Raw genomic sequence first — 20,205 nt, forward strand, 5'->3', positions numbered from 1 at the left:
CGCTGTTTCGCCTGTTCTTATGCTGGTTAGATCCCGCGTTATCACTAACTGCCGACAGGCGAAATTTCACCGTTAAATAAACATCGGCTCAAAACGCACCGGAAAATTCAGCGAGTTCGCAATAAAGCAGGCTTCATGGGCATGATGATGCAGCGCTTCGGCTCGGGCTGCGTCGTCCTTATTACGCAATGTCACCACGGGTTTCAGGGTGATCTGAGTGAAATGGCCCCTTTCGCCTTCAACCATGGTGCCTTCTGCCGAGTCTTCATAGGCTTCCACAATGATGCCCGCATCGGCGCAAAGATGCAGATACCACAGCTTATGGCAGGCCGACGCTGACGCCAGTAAGAGCTCCTCTGGATTCCAGCGCGTGGCATCACCACGAAAAGCGGGATCGGCACTGAGCGCAACCGTGGCTTTACCTTCCACCGACAGCTCGCCGTTTCGATCATAAGCGGTATAGGACTGCGTGCCATCCCCGCGATTACCGCTCCAGCGCACGTTGACCTGGTAGTGATGCTCCCGTTTTGCCATTCGATGTTCCTTTGGAATCGTTGAGGATAGTGAAAGTGGTTGCTCTGGCTATTTTCGTTTATGGGCGACGGCCAGCATGGTGCGGCCCAGCTGGCGTTCGGCCTGTGCATAGTCGCGCTGTGCGACCACAACAAAAAGGGCATCCAGAATATTTAACTGTGCAATGCGCGCAGCCGCGTTTTCACCGGTCAGCGGCGAGCCCTGAGCGGTGGAGCAGATCACGGTGTCGGCAAGGTTAGCCAGCGGCGAGCCAATGGAATTGGTGATGGCAATCACCGGTACGCCCTGAAGCTGCGCGGCTTTTACCGCTTCGATGATGTCCTTCGTCCGGCCGGAATGGGAAATAGCGACAACCACATCCTGCTCGTTCAGTAACGCAGCCGACATCAGCATCATATGGGGATCGTCATAAGCGGCCGAACGGGTACCGATACGCAGAAACTTATGCACCGCATCCCGCGCGATTTGCGCCGAACCGCCAAAGCCGTAAAAATCACGCTGACGTGCCCTGGCCAGCAGATCCGCGGCTTTTTCAAAAGCCGCCATATCCAGAATGGCCAGCGTTTCCTCAATCGCCTGAACGGAGGTGCGAAACACCTTACTGACGATCTCACGTGTCGTATCGCTGGGAGAAAGCTCCTGATGCATTTCGGTGATGGGCAGGCGGTTATACAGGGCGGCTTTTATACGTAACTCTTTGAAACCGGAAAAACCCAACTTCTTTGCTGTTTTCACCACCATCGCCTCAGACATCTCACAACGGCTGGCAATGGCTTTGATTGAGACATTCTCATCAAAATCGCTTGATAACACGGCATGAACCAACCGGGCTTCCAGAGAGGTTAATGAGGCGATCATTAGTCGTAACCGGGGACCTATAGCACTGACATCATCAGCTCGATTACTCATGACATACCTTATTGAATGATTATTTTTTAAATCTATCATGTCATGAGGCCCGATAGCCACGCCGCCTCAGGTGCGACGTGGTGATGCAGTAACAGGGTTTACAGAATTTACGCCTTTCGTGTCATCGCGGGCACTTTTTTACGCAGTTTCCGCCGCTCAGAGAGCCATTCTTTGAGCACGACGCCGCCCGATGCCACAATCAAAATTGCGCCCCACAGCGCCAGCGTGATGAACTGACTGAGATCCAGCAAAATCGAGGCGGTAGAGACCAACTGCAGAATCAGTAGTGACAGAATCACGCCGCTGACCCGGCCAAATCCCCCCAACGGATCGACACCGCCCAGTACCGCAGCCAGGATAGCGACCAACAGGTAGCTTTCACCGTACGCCGCGTTGGCCGAGTCGAAGCGTGCCATCATGATGATGCCCGCGATACCGGCAAATAAGCCAGAAATCAGATACACCCACACCAGGCTTTTACGCGTGTTAATGCCGGAATAATGGGCCGCTCGCTCATTGGAACCGATCATGGCTATCGACTTACCCAGCGGGGTTTTGTTGACGAAAATGCTTAACGGAATAATCGCCAGGGCAAAGATGATAAGGGCGAAAGGAATGCCGAACAGGGTGCCGTTACCGATAAACACAATCGGTGCCGGAAAACCGGAAATAACATCCCCATGGCTGAATCCGATTGCAATGCCTTTTACCGCCGTCATCGTACCCAGCGTCGCCAGCATCGGCGGCACGCGCAGATAAGCCACCAGCACGCCATTCAGTAACCCCACCAGGGCCGACAACACCAGGCCCAGCAACAGTGCGCCAATTTGTAGCAGATCCCCGGATGCGCCCTGCATCTCAGGCATGAAGGTGGTTAACGTGTAGGCGACCGTTAAAGCGCACAGGTTGGCGGTGGCGATGATGGAAAGATCGATACCGCCGGAAAGCATAGGAATCATCATGGCGAGCGCAAGAAACCCCAGCTCCGGCAACTGGAAGCCCATCGATCGCAATCCCGCCGCCGCAAACAGCTTGTCGCCCTCAAGTAGCCCAAGACCGATCACCATGACTATCAGAATAAACAGCAGCCGGACGTTGGTCGTTCCCAACCGTTTTTCCACCTGCGCTAACACATTGCCAGTCTGCTTCATGATATTGCCCCTTCATCGACGAGCTTGTTCTGTTTGCGGGTTTCTCTGGCCATCATGATCATGGCGGCGATGATCACCAGGCCGGTACTGAATAACGACCAGTAAGATGAAACACCCAGCAGGATCAGGCCATTCTGCATCACGGCAATCAGTACCACGCCCAGTACGGTGCCCAACACCGTCCCCTTACCGCCAGTGAGGCTGGCCCCGCCGATAACCACCGCAGCCACCACATCCAGTTCCCTGCCAACCAGCGCCGTCGGGGATACCGACTGGGCAAGCTGTGCCTGAACCAGCGACGCCAGACCAGCCAGCGCTCCCATGTAGCCATAAACCAGCATATTCAGTTTGAATACGTTGAAGCCGACGCGTTGCGCGGCATCCGGATTGCCACCGGTGGCATAAATTTGTCGGCCGGTATTGCTTCTGTTGAGCAGTAGCCACGTCAAAACAAACGCCAGGACCAGGGCGATAATCTGGAAGTTCAGCGCATAGGTGGCACCTTGTGCATCGGTATAGAACACCAGTTCAAAGCCGGCGTTAAACCAGTCAGGCAGCATGAAGATGTCCTGGCCGCTGGTTACCGTCAGCAGGATGCCGAAGAAAACGTTCAGGGTCGCAATGGTGATAATCAGCGCGGAGGTTCGAAGTACGTTGACCAGCATGCCATTGATAAAACCCAGCACGATGCCCAGGCCGATGGCGACGGCAAAAATGCCCACCCAGCCCAGGCCCATATTGTTCGCTAAGGTCAGGGCAACGTACTGGGTGATAGAGGCGGTAGCGGCGAAAGAGAGATCGATGCCGCCAGTAATAATCACCACCAACAGGCCTGCGGCCATAATGCCAATAAAGGCCGTTGCACCTGAAACGTCTAAGAGATTTTGTAACGTTGCGAACTCCGTGGTGAATACGGTCAGGAACACAATCATCAGTGTCATCACCGCCAGCAGGCGGCATTCGTGGGTATGAATAAAGCGCTGGAGGAAATCACGCATTTACTGCCTCCTTTAATTCTTCTTCGCTACAGCGGCCAGGGAAATATTCCCCATTAAGCCTGCCGCCGCGCATCACTAACACCCGATCGCTGTGGTAATAAATTTCGGGAATCTCATCGGAAATCATGATGATGGCAATACCGCTGGCGGCGAGTTTGCGCACAATGGCGTAAATACCGTCTTTGGCATGGATATCAACGCCCACAGTGGGGCTGTCGAGAATCAGGAGTTTGGGTTGGGTCGCCAGCCATTTTGCCAGCACCACTCGTTGCTGGTTACCGCCTGACAGGGTTTTAACTTTGTTGTCGGGATTACCGGCTTTAATAGACAGTGAGGCAATTGCCTCGTTGACCGTTTGCTCATAGAGATCGTCACGAATCAGTCCGGCTTTATTCACCAGCTTCTCCACCACGGAGAGCGTGATGTTGGCGCTGATTGACTGCTCCAGAACTAAGCCCAGTCCCAGACGGTCTTCTGACAAATAGGCAATGCCGTACTCAATGGCATCGCGGTTAGATCGCATCTGCACGGCCTGGCCGTGAAGTTTTATTTCGCCCTGATGCGGACGCGTCAGGCCAAACAGGCTCAGCGCTAATTCGGTTCGCCCCGATCCCAACAGGCCAGTGAGGCCGAGAATTTCGCCCCGCCGAATATCAAATGAAATATTCCGGTACTCGCCTTTACGGGACAGGTTGCTGACTTCGAGCACCGTTTCGGTTTGCGGTCTGTCTTTGGCAACGGATTCATAATGGAACTCTTTCCCCGTCATCAGCGTGGCCAGTTTACGGTCTGACATCTCGCGGGCATCGTAGGTGCCCAGCTTCACGCCATCGCGCATCACGGTAACGCGGTCAGCAATTTCCAGCACTTCATCCAGACGATGGCTGACAAAAACAATCGTGATACCGCGTTGTTTAAGCTGCAGGGTGAGCTTCAGTAAGGCGTCCACTTCATGGCGCGTCAGGGAGGATGTAGGTTCATCCATAATCACCAGCCGGGCATTCGCCGCCATCGCCCGGCAAATTGCCACCAGCTGACGCTGAGCAATAGAGATATCCGCCACTTTGTCATTCAGGTCGAGCGAAACGCCAATGCGCGCAACCGCTTCGGCCGCTATCTCATAAATCTTTTTCCAGTTAACCCGTTTAAAGCGGCCGGTATGCTGGCCGACGGCAATGTTCTCCGCCACGGTTAAATTGGGGAACAGCGACAGGTCCTGATAGATCACCTGCACGCCCAGGCGAGTACTTTCCACGGGCGTCAGCGGCGAGACTTCATTACCGTTAATAATAATACGGCCGCCCGGCTCGGGCTGGTGCACGCCAGACATCACCTTGATCAACGTCGACTTACCGCATCCATTCTGTCCGCACAGACAATGTACCTCGCCTTCTTCCAGCGTGAGGCTGACATCCGAAAGCGCGTGGACGCCGCCGAATATTTTCGATATGCCATCGAGTTGTAAAAATGCAGGCATAGCACTATCCCTTATCTAATCAGAATACGGGGAGGCTGACCGGATTCAGTTGAACCCGGCCAGCAGCAACATTGATGGTGTGACTTACAGGCCGAGCTTGACGAGATCGTTGACGTTGGCTTTGGTGATTTGGAGGATGCGATCCACCATGATCACTTTGTTTTCGTTATCCACGGTGGCTTCACCCAGCCCAGGGATGGTCATGCCGGTTTTAAATTCCGCGTTATCCAGCGCCAGGCGTGCGACATCGGTCATCGCCAGTCCGGCTTCTTTTGGACTCCACAGGAAACCTTCACGAATCACGCCAGACATAATGTATGCGCGCGCCTGTGAGGGAATAGTGGTGCCCACCAGGGCGATTTTTTTCTCCAGATGGCGTTTCTTCAGCACGTTGCCCGCCCCGATTGGCCCGTTCGAGCCCATCGACATAATGCCTGTCACGTTCGGATGCGCTTTCAGGATATCCTGAGTAACGCGTTCGGATTCATCGATAAAGTCCGCGCCAGGAAAGCGGTCGGCGGCCAGTTTCATATTCGGGTAGTGCTCTTTTTGATACGCGATCGCGGCATCGGCCCACTGATTATGACCGGTGGTGGTTAACGTGCCGACCAGCACGACGTATTCGCCTTTTTCACCCATTTCACGCGCCAGGGCTTTCATCTGTGCTTCACCGTAGGCTTTCGCGCTCATCAGCTCCACATCCCAGGTTTTGCCTTCCTGGTTAGGGCCTTCCTGCGTGATCACCATGATGCCCGCGTCACGCGCGCGCTTCACCACCTGCGCCGTCACTTTGGTATCGAGCGGTACCAGACCAATCACATCGACTTTCTTGGCGATCAGATCTTCAATCAGTTTCACCTGCTGCGCAGGATCGGCACGCGTGGGCCCCACCATAGAGGTTTTAAGATTATTTTTTTCTCCGCCCTCTTTGAGTCCCTGATTAAGGATGTTGAACCAGGGCACACCGGCTTCTTTGACCACCGTCACCATGGTTTTGGTTTCGGAGGCCAGCGCGGACATGGGAAACGCTAAACTCACAGAGACCGATAACAGCGTAGAGATGCTTAACATTTTAATTAGATTGCGGCGATTCATTTTACTACCCCTGGTTATCATTAATATGATGAGATTTTCTCTTGCCAGAAATTGATATAAAGATGCCGCTGCCAGCAATAAAACAGCAGATAAATAATCATTTCTGAACACTGGGTATTCGTATTAATAAAAATGAGAAAATAAACCGTTCAGCCGGTTAATCTTTTTTTCCCGTTTCCCAAAACAAACCGCATAAATTGTCCGGGTGCAGCACCGAATTTACTGAAAAGAAAAGTAAAGTAAATTACCTGATGCCAATAAAGATCTCTTCTTTGATAAAGCTCACACATTCCATTAACAATTACGGTGTGCCGATCACACCGACGCACGGATCAGTGCCTCTTCGTGCTGGCTTTCCTGCGCATTAAGATAGCCGAGCGTCATGCTGAAAAAGGCCTTTTCCCCGCCAGCCAGTGACCGTACATGCCCGGCCCGTTTTTCGGCCTGATAGCCTTCAACGCCGCAGGTCGCCGGCATCGCAAAAGCGCACACCTTCTGCATAGGGTTTGCCAGAATCCAGCGTGTCAGAAAGGGGAAATTGTCGGGGTTGTAGTTCACCGTAAAAGCATCGCCGTCCGGCCGACGTAGCATGACGTGCACATGGCCATCCTGCGCTTTACGCAGATTTTTAATGTAGAAAACCAGTTCGGGATCGGGCTGCAACTCGGCAGTGATGACTTCTGTGCTGGCGGGATCTTGCTTAAGCTGCTTAAGCCTTGCCAGATAGGCATCATTCGCTTTCACGATGGCGGGCACTGACGAACGGATAACCGTGTCGGCCGCGGTAAAAGCAGCGGGCTGAATGATGCGTGCACCTTCAACATAGGCAAAGTTGGCATGGCACATGTACATCAGGTCCATGGCGTTGAGCGATAAGTTCTCTACCGCCATGCATACCTCAAAGGTGGCGCTGTCCGGACGGATAACCACCCGAGGCTGGGCCAGATAATGGTCGCCAAACCCCATCAGGTACTCGCGCTCGCTCACCAGCGCCAGCCAGGGCCCTTGCGCATCCTCGCCAGTTTCAATGCGCGCCCGCTGCATCGGTGCGATGGGCATTTCACCGTGCAGGGCATGGTTGTCTTCCGCTGTTGGGTTACCGTTGCGCAGCAGCCCGGAGTGATACATAAAGCAGCCATAGGTTCCAACAATGTCGCTGGCAGGACGCGGCTCGGTAAAACGGCTTTGCATTGTCAGGTCGACGCCATCAAACATGGCCTGCCAGATCATCTGTCCATAGTAAGGGAGCACCACCAGATAGCCACAGGCGTTTTTCAGCCGCACGGCCTCAATGCCTGATTCATAGATAAAAAGTTCCGCGCTGCATCCCGCAGCATTGACGATCTCCAGGGGTTGAGTACGGAAAAAAGACTTGTGAAGCTGGAAGACTGTAGGTGACAGAGTGCGTTGCATAATCGGCCTCGGAATTTACTGATTGTTATTGTTTAGTAAACCCATTCATATTGTGATCGGCCCCATTTTATTTCAATGGGCTTTTTCGATTTTCGGGATACCAGCCGTTGGAGAAGCCTTTCTGCGCCGTTGAAAACAGAGGAAAAATGAATAAGGGTCGCAATGAATCTTAATACTATAATATTGAGATATTTATCACAGATTATTTTTATTATTGGCAGATTCCAATAAAAAGGGAGAGAGGTTATTAATCTCTGCCCTGATTATTTTAATAAGGGCAGTATCTTGTACGATTGGGAGGGTGCTGAGAGGTCGGTTTTCAGAACCTGATGTTGTAGCGAACAACATCATCAACCTGGGCTAGCTTGTCGTAGAGTTTACGCGCGGGGTTATTTTCATTTGTCACCCAGTACACCTTTGCCCAGCCCGCCTCACGGGCTTCATCGCAGACCCTCATGATGAGCGCTTTTCCCGCTCCCACGCCACGCGCATTTTCTTCAACGAAGAGATCTTCCAGATAGCATACGGGCTGTGTAAACCATGTGCCTTCATGTATCACGCAGGCCACGAAGCCCGTCACCTTGCCATCAAATTCGGCCAGCCAACACATTAACGCTGATTCGGGCGACTGTATTCTCCGTCAGGTGGATAAGGTGACGGCGTCCTCCAGCTCCTGTTGATAAAAATGCAGATCACCTTCTAGAGGATTAGCCAGGCAGGGATATTGTAAATGCGGGTAATGACAAACTACTCTATAGTTAGTATCATTAGAGAATCTTAAGTTTTTCCAATATTTTGTGGCTTCACGTCATTCTCTTACGTATGCTAGATATCCTATATTTACAACATAATCTATTTTATACGTAACCAAATGAGAAAATTTGACAGCTCAAAAGTACTAGTTAGAACATATTTTTGAGAATGAACTGTTCTGAAACACTGATAGTTGTAAGTAGATGGCATTTTAGTAAATTTTTTAAGGAGGATTGCAAGATTAACCCATATTAAATTAACAATCGTAAATAAAATCATTTTTTAAAGTTAAATTCAATTTATAGAGGGATTTAAATGACATCTGTAGCTATTTTTAATAACAAAGGCGGTGTTGGAAAATCAACATTAACCTATCATTTAGCATGTGCTTTGTCTGAATCAGGTAAGAAGACGCTAATGATTGATCTTGATCCTCAATCAAACTTAAGCTTATTTGCGTTAAATGACGAAGAGATTGAAAAGATATGGGACGATGAAGATGATTTTATTGAGGACTATGAAAAAGCAAAAATTCAATCTACGCCAGAGAAGTTCAATTCAATACACAGTTCCCCAAGATCTATTCACTATATGCTAAAACCCTCTGAAGATGGTCAATCAGAGGAAGAAAACATACCTCCCAGTATTAGGGTTAGTGAAAACCTTTATCTAATTCCTGGAAGATTGACACTTCATCTATTCGAAAATAAGTTATCTAAGCAATGGAGTGAGGCATTCCTTGGAGATCCTCAAGCCCTTAGGGTGGTTACTGCCATAAGAAGGATTTGTAAAATATATTCAGAAAAGTTGGGTTTCGATATTATATTAATTGATACATCTCCTAGCTTAGGCATATTAAACAAAGTAATAATATCTAATTCTGATGGTTTTTTAATTCCTTGCGCACCTGATATGTTTTCAGGTTACGGGATAAAAAATATAGGTAACGCTTTAAAAACTTGGAAAAAAGATTTTGATACAATGCTTTCATTACTTCCAGACTCCAAAAAGCAACAATTACCGAATAAGTTCGTTAAACTTTTAGGCTATACAATCTACAATGCAAAAAAAAGAGAGGATGCTTCTAATCCTTTAAAAATTGCTAAAGCTCACTTTAATTGGGCTGAAAAACTACCGAAAAAAATACTTGATTACATTCCTGAAGAGTGTTATTCACCGATGACAAAATCAAAAATAAAAGAATTTATTGGTGGAAAATCAATTATATATGGTCATGCTACTATGCCAGCCAACGCTCAGAAATACAAAAAACCAATGTGGTTATTACCTTCCAGCGATTCTGTAACAGATTCTAAAGACAGAAGTACGATCAATGGCAGGAGAGAAGAATATTTAGAAACAAAAAAAATGTACTCTTCATTTTCTAAAGCCTTATTAAAAAGATTGGACGAGGTAAAAAAATGATGAAAAACGAAAAGATCGTAAGCGTCATAAAAAACAAAATGCATGAATATGAGATATTTTCTGACAGAATAATTTCTTATTTGAATAGGAATCCCGTATTATTAGAAAATGTCCACTCCTTTAAAAGAAGGACAAAAGACTTAGAACATCTTGACGAAAAAATAAGCAGAAAGAATAAAAAAAACAGGAAAGAAAAAAAACCATTAATAACTAAAAACAATGTAATGGATGTGATAACTGATATTGTAGGAATAAGAATCCTTCATTTGCATCAAGGACAGTTTGAATTAATCCACGATCAATTAATGAAATATGTAAATGATGGTGATTTATCGTTGTATGAGGATCCTAAAGCTTACACTTGGGATCCAGAATATGCGGATTTTTTCCGAAAAAAGTTGATTCATACTGAACAAAAAGAAAGTTTTTATACAAGCGTACATTACGTTTTTAAAGCTAATGCTGAAAGTAAATTAACATGTGAAGTTCAAGTGAGGACACTTTTTGAAGAGGTATGGGGCGAGATTGATCACACTGTAAATTATCCTATTGAAAGCAAAGATATGGTTATTAAAGAACAGCTTAAAGTTTTCGCAAGGATTGTTGGAGCAGGTACTAGAATGTCACACTCCATATTTAAGATACATGAAGGTTTGTAAATCAAATAAGTGCAGTAATCAACTGCACTTATTTTATTTTTAAAAAAAGGTTGGAATTATTTTAATTAGTCGAAAAAAATTAAAAGTTTCACAAATCTCAAACCACCTCGCCATTCTCCTGGCGGTACTCCTTCGGCGTCGTGGCATAGCTCTTCTTAAACACCGAATAGAAATACTGCAACGACGGATAGCCGCACATCTGGGAGATCTCATTGATACTCAGCGACGAACCCGCCAGCAGTTCCCTGGCCTTCTCCAGCTTCTCGCGGTGGATCATGGCGTGAATCGTATCGCCAGTTTCATCCCGGAAACGCTTCTCCAGGTTTGAGCGCGACATGCCAATGGCATCCAGCACCTGCTCAACCTTGATGCCCTTGCAGGCGTTGAAGCGGATAAAGTGCATCGCCTGAATGACAGCGGGATCGTGCAACGAACGGAAATCGGTGGAACGGCGGGCAATGACTTTTACCGGCGGCACTAAGATGCGCTGTAACGGCAGAGATTGTTGATCGAGCAGGCGATGCAGCAGTTTAGCGGCCTGGTAACCCATCTGCCGCGATCCCTGAACGACTGAGGACAGCGCCACGCGGGACAGGTAACGCGTCAGCTCTTCGTTATCGATTCCGATGACGCACAGCTTCTCCGGCACCGGAATCTTCAGGTATTCGCAGGCCTGCAGCAGATGGCGCGCACGGGCGTCGGTAACGGCGATAATGCCGGTATGGGGAGGAAGCGTTTGCAGCCAGTCGGCCAGACGGTTTTGTGCGTGCTGCCAGTTCTCAGAGGCAGTCTCCATGCCCTGATAGACCACGCCCATGTAACGCTCGCGCATCACCATTTTGCGAAACGCCAGTTCACGCTCCTGCGCCCAGCGTTTACCGCTGGAGGCCGGTAAACCGTAAAAGGCGAAACGGTTGATGCCGCGCTCTTTCAGATGCAGAAAGGCGCTTTCCACCAGCGCAGTGTTATCGGTGGCAATATAGTGCACTGGTGGATAGTCTTCTTCCCTGTGATACGAACCGCCCACGCCGACAATCGGCACAGCCACGTCGGCCAGAGAGCGCTGAATCGAACTATCGTCATAATCCGCAATAACCCCGTCACCCAGCCATTCCTGAATATTATCAATGCGGCAACGGAAGTCCTCCTCAATGAAAATATCCCAGTTGGTCTGCGAAGCCTGTAAATACTCGCCAACGCCTTCTACTACCTGACGATCGTAAACCTTGTTGGCGTTAAACAGCAGGGTAATGCGGTATCGTTTTTCATGCATAGTGGCACAGTCCCTTTAACTCCCAGCGCATTGCATAACACAGCTGGATGCGCCACAGAAATGGTTTGCGCCACAGTGTGATCGTTCACACGATTACAGGCGGCGACGCGTGGCGGTATCCATCCACACCGCTAACAGTAAAATGGCCCCTTTGACGATGTACTGCCAGAAGGTCGGCACATCCATCATGCTCATACCGTTGTCCAGTGAGGCCATGATAAACGCGCCCATCACGGCGCCCGCTACCGACCCCACGCCACCCGCCAGGCTGGTGCCGCCAATCACGCAGGCCGCAATGGCATCCAGCTCGGCAATGTTCCCGGCGGAAGGGGAACCCGCGCCGAGCCGCGAGCTGAGGATCAGCCCGGCAATCGCCACCATCAGGCCGTTGATGGCAAACACCGCCAGCTTGGTGCGCGCCACGTTAATACCGGAGAGCCGCGCGGCATCAATGTTGCCGCCAATGGCATAGATACGGCGTCCAAAGGCAGTGCGAGTGGCCATAAACATCCCCACCAGCAGCAGCAATGCCAGCAACAGAACCGGTGTCGGTACGCCACGATAGTCGTTCAGCAGCCAGATCGCGCCCAGTACCAGAACGGCGGTAATGGCCTGTCGTGCTACGGTGCCGGAGGCGGCAGGTTGAGCCAGACCCAGTTGCTGACGACGCAGTCGTAGGCGCCACTGCCACAGAATAAACAGCGCCAGGCCCGCAACACCAAAGCCAAAACCGATACCGCCGGGCAGATAACTTTGCCCAATCTGCGACATCGCCGGGCTCGTTGGGGCCACGGTGGTGCCATTGGTGATGCCCACCAGAATGCCGCGAAACGCCAGCATGCCGGCCAGGGTCACAATAAATGATGGCACCTTGCGGTAAGCCACCCACCAGCCGTTCCAGGTGCCGAGCAACAGCCCCAGCACCAGCGTGACCACGATAGTCAGCGGCAGCGGCCAGCCCAGCCAGACGTCAAAGATTGCCGCCGCGCCGCCCAACAGCCCCATCATGGAGCCGACGGACAGATCGATCTCGGCGGAGATAATTACAAACACCATGCCCACCGCCAGAATGCCGGTGATCGCCGTCTGGCGCAGCAGGTTAGAGACGTTGCGCGGGCTGAGCCAGGCACCGTCGGTCGTCCACGTAAAGAACAGTGCAATCAAGACAATCGCCCCCAGCATCACCAACACCTGCAGGTTACGCAGGCCGAGCTTGCTGGATACGTGCTTGTTAGCTGGTGCCGCTACGGCAGGTTTACTCTCGCTGTTAAGCATAATGTTCACTCCGTAGGGCGGCTTCCATCACCTGCTCCTGAGTCAGATTGTCGTTAATCAGATCGGCTTTGATTTGCCCTTCATGCATAACCAGAATGCGATCGCTCAGGCCCAGCACTTCAGGCAGCTCAGACGAAATCACAATCACCGAGATGCCCTGCTGTACCAGGGCGTTGATCAGCACATAGATCTCCTGGCGCGCCCCAACATCAATGCCGCGCGTCGGCTCGTCCAGAATCAGGATTTTTGGGTTGAGCAGCAGGCACTTCGCCAGAATCGCTTTTTGCTGATTGCCGCCGCTGAGGCGACCAATCGGCAGCTCAGGCGAAGAGGTTTTCACCCGCAGTCGTGCAATGGCGGCGTTGATGGCGTGCAGTTCTTCGGCCTCATCAATGGTGGAAAGCCGATGACTGAACTGGTCCAGCGCGGCCAGCGTGATGTTTTTGCCTACGCCCATCAGTGGCACGATGCCGTCTTTTTTACGATCTTCCGGCACCATGGCAATGCCGTGCGCGATGGCGTGCTGGCAGTCGCGAATCGTGACTTTTTTGCCGTGAATCGCTATCTCCCCTTGCCAGCGGCCGGGCCAGACGCCAAACAGGCACTGCACGGTTTCCGTTCGACCCGCGCCCACTAATCCGGCAATGCCGAGGATTTCCCCCTTTCGCAGGGTAAAAGAGACGTTGTTTACCCGCTTCACGTGACGGTTAACCGGATGCCAGGCCGTCAGGTTATCGACCTGCAACACCGTGTCGCCAATCTCGTGGGGCGAATGGGGATAAAGCGCCGTGAGTTCGCGTCCGACCATCATGGTGATGATGTCATCCTCACTCAGGCCCGCTGCGGGTCGGGTGGCAATGTGCTGACCATCGCGAATGACACAGATCGTGTCCGAGATAGCCTTCACTTCGTTGAGCTTGTGCGAGATATACACGCAGGCAATGCCATGTTCGCGCAGGTTCTGGATGATGCTGAGCAGCACTGTCGTCTCCTGCTCGGTCAGCGAAGAGGTGGGCTCATCCAGGATAAGCAGGCGCACCTGCTTGTTAAGGGCACGGGCAATCTCCACCAGCTGTTGTTGCCCAAGGCCCAGTTCGCCCACGCGCGTATCCGGGGAGACGTTGAGTTTGACGCGCTCCAGCAGCTGCTGGCAGCGCAGCGTCATGGTTTCATCATCCACCATGCCGAAGCGCCCCAGCTCTGCGCCGAGAAAGATGTTCTCCATCACCGTAAGTTGCCGCACCAGCGCCAGCTCCTGGTGGATAATCACAATACCTTTGCGCTCGGTATCGCGAATGGTCTGCGCCTGAATAGCGTCCCCGGCAAAGTGGATCTGCCCGTCGAAATCCCCGTGCGGATAGAGTCCGCACAGGATTTTCATCAACGTTGATTTGCCCGATCCGTTTTCACCGCACAACGATAGCACTTCACCCGCATCCAGCTGCAGGCTGACGTTATCCAGCGCCTTCACCGCGCCAAAGCGCTTGGTGATGTTCTTCATTTCCAGCAACATCGTTTACTCTCCTTCGCGTAGCGCGATTAGAGTTCGCTTTTCTTGTGGAAACCGTCTTTCACCACGGTGCTGTCAATGTTGTCTTTGTTCACCTCAATCGGTGTCAGCAGGCGCGCTGGCACATCTTTCAGGCCGTTGTTGAGTTTGGCATTGCTGGCTGGCGTCTGACCATTGCCCAGCTCGATGGCAATCTTCGCGGCTTCGGTAGCCAGTTCTTTGATGGGTTTGTACACGGTCATGGTCTGGGTGCCGTTCATAATGCGCTTGATGGCGGCCAGATCCGCGTCCTGCCCGGAAATAGCGACTTTACCGGCCAGCCCCTGAGCACTCAGCGCCTGAATCGCGCCGCCCGCGGTGGCATCGTTAGAGGCGACAACCGCATCGATATTGTTTTTATTGGCAGTCAGGGCGTTTTCCATGATCTTCAGCGCGTTTTCCGGTAGCCAGGCATCAACCCACTGGTCGCCGACGATTTTAATGCTGCCGTTATCGATATAGGGTTTTAACACCTTCATCTGCCCTTCGCGGAACAGGCGCGCGTTATTGTCTACAGGTGATCCGCCCATCAGGAAGTAATTTCCTTTTGGCACCTTTTTCACCAGACTTTCCGCCTGCATTTCACCCACTTTTTCATTATCAAAGGAAATATAAAAGTCGATATCGGCGTTATTTATCATACGGTCATAGGCCAGCACTTTAATCCCTTCACGTTTGGCTTCTGCCACCACGTTACTTAATACCTGACCGTTGTAGGGAATGATAACCAGCACATCAACGCCGCGGTTGATCATATTTTCTATTTGCGACATCTGGGTTTCTTCGTTGCCATTGGCTGACTGCACAAATACTTTTGCGCCTTGCGCCTCAGCCTGTTTAACAAAGATGTCACGGTCTTTTTGCCAGCGCTCCAGGCGTAAATCATCGATTGCCATACCGATTTTGACTTCTTTTGCCAGACTGGCCTGACTGAACAGGGCCAGCGCCGCAAAGGCAGCGAGTAATGCAGGTTTCATTTTCATCATGGTCATCCTGTAGGGAACGGTTATTGTCGTTGTAAGGCTATGAACCAGGCGGATGAATTGTTCACCTTATTTTCAGCTGCCAGCAATTACTGATTTTTATCCCGCTATTACGTTTTTTGGTTTATTTCTGTATTTTTGAGCGCGATCGAAAATTTTACATTTTCAGACTCGCCGATCGCGACATAAAACCTGTCAGGCGTCATAAAGCCTTCATATTTTTTTGCGAGCAAGTGCACAATAAATAATTATCTTACTGGCTGTGTGAAATATCGTAATTGAGCGCGCTGAGAGCGGGTACGCACAATAACGCTTCTGGGTAACCCATTCGGGGCCGATGCTAAGGAGCCAACCATGCACGCTTATTTTGACCAGCTTGATCGCGTTCGCTACGAAGGAACAAAAACCACCAATCCCCTGGCGTTCCGCCATTACAATCCGGATGAAGTGATCATGGGTAAAACCATGGCCGAGCATCTGCGCTTCGCCGCCTGTTACTGGCATACGTTCTGCTGGAACGGTGCGGATATGTTTGGCGCGGGCGCGTTTGATCGTCCGTGGCAAAAAACGGGCGAAGCGCTGGATCTGGCAAAACTGAAAGCGGACGTGGCGTTTGAGTTTTTTCACAAACTGAATGTGCCCTATTACTGCTTCCACGATGTAGACGTGTCACCAGAAGGGGATTCGCTGAAAAGCTATCGCGAAAACCTGGCCGTCATGACCGATAAACTGCAGGAAAAACAGCAGGAAACCGGAATTAAACTGCTGTGGGGCACGGCGAACTGCTTTACGCATCCGCGCTACGGTGCAGGTGCTGCGACCAGTCCCGATCCGGAAGTCTTTTCCTGGGCAGCCAGCCAGGTATGCAGTGCCATGAAAGCGACCCAGACGCTGGGCGGCGAAAACTATGTGCTGTGGGGCGGTCGCGAAGGATACGAAACCCTGTTAAATACTGACCTGCGCCAGGAGCGCGAGCAAATCGGCCGCTTTATGCAGATGGTGGTTGAGCACAAGCACAAAATCGGATTCCAGGGCACGCTGCTGATCGAACCTAAGCCGCAGGAACCCACCAAACACCAGTATGATTATGATGTGGCCACGGTTTATGGCTTCCTGAAGCAGTTTGGTCTGGAAAAAGAGATTAAGGTGAACGTCGAAGCGAACCATGCGACGCTGGCCGGCCACTCTTTCCATCATGAAATTGCGACGGCAATTGCCCTTGGCGTGTTTGGTTCGGTGGATGCTAACCGTGGCGATCCGCAGTGCGGCTGGGATACAGACCAGTTCCCGGTCAGCGTGGAAGAAAACGCATTGGTGATGTACGAAATCATCAAAGCAGGCGGTTTCACTACCGGCGGCCTAAACTTTGATGCCAAAGTACGCCGTCAGAGCACCGATAAATATGACCTGTTCCATGGCCATATCGGCGCGATGGACACCATGGCGCTGGCGCTGAAAGTGGCGGCACGCATGCTAGCTGACGGTGAGCTGGATAAACGCGTAGCACAGCGCTACAGCGGCTGGAACGGCGAATTTGGTCAGCAGATTTTGAAAGGTGAATTCTCGCTGGATGCGCTGGCGGCTCATGCACATCAGCAGCAGTTTAATCCGCAGCACAACAGTGGACGCCAGGAACAGCTGGAAAACCTGGTGAATCACTATCTTTATGACTTTTAATCCGTAAGGAGCGCGACATGGTAATCGGGATCGATATCGGCACATCCGGCGTCAAGGTGGTGCTGCTGGATGAACACGGGCAGGTTGTGGCAGTGGAAACCTCCCCCTTGACGGTTTCCCGCCCGCATCCGTTGTGGAGCGAACAAGATCCCGAAAGCTGGTGGCTGGCCACGGACCGCGCCGTACAGGCCCTGGCCCACCAGCATGACCTGAGTGGCGTAAAAGCGATTGGCCTGACCGGGCAAATGCACGGTGCTACGCTGCTTGGTGCACAACATCAGGTGTTGCGCCCGGCCATTCTCTGGAATGACGGGCGCAGCGGCGATCAGTGCCATACGCTGGAGCAGCGCGTGCCTGAATCGCGTCAGATCACCGGCAACCTGATGATGCCGGGTTTCACTGCGCCAAAGCTGCTGTGGGTAAAAGAGCATGAACCTGACGTCTTTGCTCAGGTCGCAAAAGTGCTGTTGCCCAAAGATTACCTACGCTGGCGGCTGAGCGGCGAATTTGCCAGCGATATGTCGGATGCGGCGGGCACAATGTGGCTGGACGTAGAAAAGCGTGACTGGAGCGATGTGATGCTGGCAGCCTGCGGGCTGGAACGACGCCAGATGCCTGCGCTGTTTGAAGGTAATCAGATTACCGGTACCTTGTCGGCGGCTATTGCACAGCGCTGGACACTGCCGCAGGTGCCCCTGGTGGCGGGCGGTGGTGATAATGCGGCAGGTGCAGTTGGCGTCGGCATGACATCGCCGGGACAAGGCATGCTGTCGCTGGGGACATCCGGGGTTTATTTTGTCGTCAGCGACGGCTATCTCAGTAATCCGCAACGTGCTGTTCACAGCTTTTGCCACGCTCTGCCGCAGCGCTGGCATCTGATGTCCGTGATGCTCAGTGCCGCGTCCTGCCTTGACTGGGCGGCTGCGCTGACCGGCTGTGACGATGTTCCGCATCTGCTGGCGGAGGCAGAGCGGGCAAAACAGGATGCGCCGTCGCTGTGGTTTTTGCCTTATCTGTCGGGAGAACGCACCCCGCATAATAATCCGCACGCCTGCGGCAGCTTCTTTGGCTTTACCCACCAGCATGGACGACCCGAACTGGCGCGGGCGGTGCTGGAAGGCGTGGGGTTTGCACTGGCCGAAGGGATGGATGTGGTACACGACTGCGGCGTCACGCCCAGCAGCATCATGCTGATTGGCGGCGGTGCCCGAAGCGGTTACTGGCGACAGATGCTGGCCGATATCAGCGGACAGACGCTGGATTACTGCGAAGGCGGCGATGTCGGACCCGCACTGGGCGCTGCACGTCTGGCGCAAATGGCGCTGGATGAGAATCTGACCGTGCCTGCCCTGAAGCAGGTGCAGCGCCACCAGCCCAACCCGGCGCGTCATGCGCACTATCAGCCGAGACGTGAGACGTTCAGCCGGCTGTATCAGCAACTGCTGCCGTTGATGCAGCAGTAATCCAACCCGAGGGCAACGACGTTGCCCTTTTATTTGAGCGATGTCTCCCGTCATGCTCACAACAATCTGCCACAGTGGCACTGTCGGGCTATCTTGCCCTCATCATTTCCTGAGGGTTCATAAAGGTTGTTGCAGCAGAATCTGACCCTGCGCGACCAACGATGCAAATCGCGCGATTCATGCGAAAAAGTAGCCTGAAAGTTGAAATGGCGAGAGGTGCATCTGGTATCGCCCTGGATCACCACGTAAACCGGCTTCTTTGTGAGGCCGGTTTACGTCAGTCAGGTTACTTAGCCAATTGCCCCCAGTGCATCGTCCTGGCTCTGCTTCTTCGGCAGCAGGAACAGCGTTGCCACAATATCCAGCAGGTAGATAAGCGCCAGTAAGGTAATGGCCGCCACAAAAGAGAACTTGCCTGCCAGCAGGCCAATAACCAGCGGGCCAAACCCACCGACGCCACGTCCCAGGTTAAACAACACATTTTGCGCGGTGGCGCGCACCTGCGGTGGAAAGGTATCCGAGATTAATGCTCCGTAACCGCCGATCATGCCGTTAACAAACAGCCCCATCAGCGCGCCCGTAAACAGCATAACAGTGGGATCGCGCAGTTGCGCATAAACCACCACCATCACAACTGCGCCGAACTGATATAGCAGGAAAATTTTCCAGCGCGCAAAGCGATCTGCCAGCACGCCAAACAACCAAATCCCGAATGTCATACCTACGACAGTGACCGCCGTCCAGATGCCGGATTTCGTCAGACTAAAACCAAAATTTGAGGAGAGGTAGCTCGGCATCCAGATCATCAGGCCGTAATAACCGAAGTTCTGGACGGAGCAGAGAATAAAAATCCCCAGGCTGGCTTTACTGGTGGCGCGGTCTTTAAACAGCAGTTTCAGTCGGGCGGGAAAGGACAGTGAGGGAACATGTTGGATCTGACGGGTAAAGCTCTCAGGCTCGCCCATACTGCGGCGAATGACAAACGACACCAGCGCGGGCAGCAGTCCCACCAGGAACATCCCGCGCCAGCCAATGACACTCAGCAGCGGTGGCGTGATAAATGCCGCCAGCAGAACACCCAGTTGCCAGCCGATCCCGACCCACGCCGAGGCGCGGTTGCGTTTCTCTGCCGGCCAGGCTTCCGCAATCAGCGCCATGCCGATGCCAAACTCACCGCCAAGCCCCATTCCCGCCAGCGTGCGATAGGCCAGCAGATCCCAGTACCCCTGAGCCACCGCACACAGACCGGTAAAAAGGGAAAACATCAAAATGGTGAGCGTTAACACACGAATACGACCATAGCGATCGCTGAGATGACCAAACACAATGCCGCCAATTACGGCACCAATCAGCGTCCAGGTCACCAGTGAACCGGCCTGGGAGGGATCAAGTGCCAGAGACAAGCTAATCGCGGGCAGCATAAACCCCAGAATAAGCAGGTCGAATCCATCCATGGCATAACCACTGATGGCGGCCAGCATCGCTTTAGCAGGCGTAATGCTCTGTTTAGAAGGGGAAGAAGAGGACATGAGTCAGCACCCGTTGGTTAAAAAACTGGCGCAAGTATAAAG

General features: G+C 52.1%; 16 protein-coding genes and 1 pseudogene. 4 read left to right on the plus strand and 13 right to left on the minus strand.

Annotation, left to right across the window (positions count from 1 at the left end; all coding sequences use genetic code 11):
• Positions 1-72: 72 nt before the first annotated feature.
• The 8 genes and pseudogenes from QNH99_RS00205 to QNH99_RS00240 form a co-directional block, all read right to left on the minus strand.
• The gene (locus tag QNH99_RS00205; RefSeq protein WP_172897256.1) at positions 73-534 is read right to left on the minus strand and encodes an OsmC family protein; all 462 of its coding nucleotides are present in this window, start codon (positions 532-534) and stop codon (positions 73-75) included.
• A gap of 48 nt (positions 535-582) precedes the next feature.
• Entirely contained in the window at positions 583-1,482 is a 900-nt protein-coding gene (locus QNH99_RS00210; RefSeq protein WP_063877790.1) for a MurR/RpiR family transcriptional regulator, read from the minus strand.
• A 68-nt stretch (positions 1,483-1,550) separates the two neighbouring features.
• The gene (locus tag QNH99_RS00215) at positions 1,551-2,594 is read right to left on the minus strand and encodes an ABC transporter permease (RefSeq protein ID WP_145394546.1); all 1,044 of its coding nucleotides are present in this window, start codon (positions 2,592-2,594) and stop codon (positions 1,551-1,553) included.
• Positions 2,591-3,592, minus strand: a complete 1,002-nt coding sequence (locus QNH99_RS00220) for an ABC transporter permease (RefSeq protein ID WP_410517179.1) — start codon at positions 3,590-3,592, stop codon at positions 2,591-2,593. The genes QNH99_RS00215 and QNH99_RS00220 overlap by 4 nt, the downstream gene beginning before the upstream one ends.
• Complete coding sequence (locus QNH99_RS00225; RefSeq protein WP_283355633.1) at positions 3,585-5,069, minus strand: sugar ABC transporter ATP-binding protein; 1,485 nt, start codon at positions 5,067-5,069, stop codon at positions 3,585-3,587. The genes QNH99_RS00220 and QNH99_RS00225 overlap by 8 nt, the downstream gene beginning before the upstream one ends.
• Before the next feature lie 84 nt (positions 5,070-5,153).
• Positions 5,154-6,164 (minus strand): autoinducer 2 ABC transporter substrate-binding protein, encoded by a 1,011-nt coding sequence (locus QNH99_RS00230; protein WP_109717946.1) that lies wholly within the window; start codon positions 6,162-6,164, stop codon positions 5,154-5,156.
• A gap of 315 nt (positions 6,165-6,479) precedes the next feature.
• Positions 6,480-7,577 (minus strand): aldose 1-epimerase family protein, encoded by a 1,098-nt coding sequence (locus QNH99_RS00235; protein ID WP_410517180.1) that lies wholly within the window; start codon positions 7,575-7,577, stop codon positions 6,480-6,482.
• A 319-nt stretch (positions 7,578-7,896) separates the two neighbouring features.
• A pseudogene (locus QNH99_RS00240) lies at positions 7,897-8,292 on the minus strand (GNAT family N-acetyltransferase).
• A 353-nt stretch (positions 8,293-8,645) separates the two neighbouring features.
• Here QNH99_RS00240 and QNH99_RS00245 point away from each other — a divergent pair.
• Together QNH99_RS00245 and QNH99_RS00250 are read left to right on the plus strand one after the other, a co-directional pair.
• Positions 8,646-9,755: a ParA family protein gene (locus QNH99_RS00245; protein WP_410517181.1), complete on the plus strand. Its 1,110-nt coding sequence runs from the start codon at positions 8,646-8,648 to the stop codon at positions 9,753-9,755.
• Positions 9,752-10,414 (plus strand): RelA/SpoT domain-containing protein, encoded by a 663-nt coding sequence (locus QNH99_RS00250; RefSeq protein WP_410517182.1) that lies wholly within the window; start codon positions 9,752-9,754, stop codon positions 10,412-10,414. The genes QNH99_RS00245 and QNH99_RS00250 overlap by 4 nt, the downstream gene beginning before the upstream one ends.
• Before the next feature lie 97 nt (positions 10,415-10,511).
• On the opposite strand, the gene xylR is transcribed toward QNH99_RS00250, so the two are convergent.
• The 4 genes from xylR to xylF all read right to left on the minus strand — a co-directional run bounded on the left by xylR (position 10,512) and on the right by xylF (position 15,494).
• Positions 10,512-11,687 (minus strand): D-xylose utilization transcriptional activator XylR, encoded by a 1,176-nt coding sequence (gene xylR, locus QNH99_RS00255; protein ID WP_096012553.1) that lies wholly within the window; start codon positions 11,685-11,687, stop codon positions 10,512-10,514.
• Between the two features lie 93 nt (positions 11,688-11,780).
• Positions 11,781-12,962, minus strand: a complete 1,182-nt coding sequence (xylH, locus tag QNH99_RS00260; RefSeq protein ID WP_283379372.1) for a xylose ABC transporter permease XylH — start codon at positions 12,960-12,962, stop codon at positions 11,781-11,783.
• Positions 12,955-14,475, minus strand: coding sequence for a xylose ABC transporter ATP-binding protein (locus tag QNH99_RS00265; protein ID WP_063877782.1), 1,521 nt, complete (start codon positions 14,473-14,475; stop codon positions 12,955-12,957). Before QNH99_RS00265 ends, xylH begins: the two co-directional genes overlap by 8 nt.
• A 26-nt stretch (positions 14,476-14,501) precedes the next feature.
• The gene (gene xylF / locus QNH99_RS00270) at positions 14,502-15,494 is read right to left on the minus strand and encodes a D-xylose ABC transporter substrate-binding protein (RefSeq protein ID WP_109717948.1); all 993 of its coding nucleotides are present in this window, start codon (positions 15,492-15,494) and stop codon (positions 14,502-14,504) included.
• A gap of 354 nt (positions 15,495-15,848) precedes the next feature.
• Between xylF and xylA the strand changes: the two genes are divergently transcribed.
• On the plus strand, positions 15,849-17,171 hold the full coding sequence (gene xylA, locus QNH99_RS00275) for a xylose isomerase (protein WP_256852969.1): 1,323 nt from the start codon (positions 15,849-15,851) through the stop codon (positions 17,169-17,171).
• Positions 17,172-17,188: 17 nt separating this feature from the next.
• Entirely contained in the window at positions 17,189-18,634 is a 1,446-nt protein-coding gene (xylB, locus tag QNH99_RS00280; RefSeq protein WP_410517183.1) for a xylulokinase, read from the plus strand.
• Between the two features lie 290 nt (positions 18,635-18,924).
• Here the strand turns inward: xylB and QNH99_RS00285 are convergent, their stop codons facing one another.
• Positions 18,925-20,163 carry an MFS transporter gene (locus tag QNH99_RS00285; protein WP_063877778.1) on the minus strand — a complete coding sequence of 413 codons (1,239 nt, stop codon included), beginning with the start codon at positions 20,161-20,163 and terminating at the stop codon, positions 18,925-18,927.
• Between the last annotated feature and the right edge of the window lie 42 nt (positions 20,164-20,205).

Source organism: Pantoea allii (assembly GCF_046529425.1).
GTDB lineage: Bacteria > Pseudomonadota > Gammaproteobacteria > Enterobacterales > Enterobacteriaceae > Pantoea > Pantoea allii.

Bases quoted from the DNA above. Each gene is read 5' to 3' on its own strand.
- xylR (WP_096012553.1), bottom strand. From the start codon at position 11,687: ATGCATGAAAAACGATACCGCATTACCCTGCTGTTTAACGCCAACAAG.
- QNH99_RS00225 (WP_283355633.1), bottom strand. From the start codon at position 5,069: ATGCCTGCATTTTTACAACTCGATGGCATATCGAAAATATTCGGCGGC.
- QNH99_RS00215 (WP_145394546.1), bottom strand. From the start codon at position 2,594: ATGAAGCAGACTGGCAATGTGTTAGCGCAGGTGGAAAAACGGTTGGGA.
- QNH99_RS00205 (WP_172897256.1), bottom strand. From the start codon at position 534: ATGGCAAAACGGGAGCATCACTACCAGGTCAACGTGCGCTGGAGCGGT.
- QNH99_RS00220 (WP_410517179.1), bottom strand. From the start codon at position 3,592: ATGCGTGATTTCCTCCAGCGCTTTATTCATACCCACGAATGCCGCCTG.
- QNH99_RS00250 (WP_410517182.1), top strand. From the start codon at position 9,752: ATGATGAAAAACGAAAAGATCGTAAGCGTCATAAAAAACAAAATGCAT.
- xylA (WP_256852969.1), top strand. From the start codon at position 15,849: ATGCACGCTTATTTTGACCAGCTTGATCGCGTTCGCTACGAAGGAACA.
- xylH (WP_283379372.1), bottom strand. From the start codon at position 12,962: ATGCTTAACAGCGAGAGTAAACCTGCCGTAGCGGCACCAGCTAACAAG.
- QNH99_RS00235 (WP_410517180.1), bottom strand. From the start codon at position 7,577: ATGCAACGCACTCTGTCACCTACAGTCTTCCAGCTTCACAAGTCTTTT.
- QNH99_RS00210 (WP_063877790.1), bottom strand. From the start codon at position 1,482: ATGATAGATTTAAAAAATAATCATTCAATAAGGTATGTCATGAGTAAT.
- QNH99_RS00245 (WP_410517181.1), top strand. From the start codon at position 8,646: ATGACATCTGTAGCTATTTTTAATAACAAAGGCGGTGTTGGAAAATCA.
- QNH99_RS00265 (WP_063877782.1), bottom strand. From the start codon at position 14,475: ATGTTGCTGGAAATGAAGAACATCACCAAGCGCTTTGGCGCGGTGAAG.
- xylB (WP_410517183.1), top strand. From the start codon at position 17,189: ATGGTAATCGGGATCGATATCGGCACATCCGGCGTCAAGGTGGTGCTG.
- QNH99_RS00230 (WP_109717946.1), bottom strand. From the start codon at position 6,164: ATGAATCGCCGCAATCTAATTAAAATGTTAAGCATCTCTACGCTGTTA.
- QNH99_RS00285 (WP_063877778.1), bottom strand. From the start codon at position 20,163: ATGTCCTCTTCTTCCCCTTCTAAACAGAGCATTACGCCTGCTAAAGCG.
- xylF (WP_109717948.1), bottom strand. From the start codon at position 15,494: ATGAAAATGAAACCTGCATTACTCGCTGCCTTTGCGGCGCTGGCCCTG.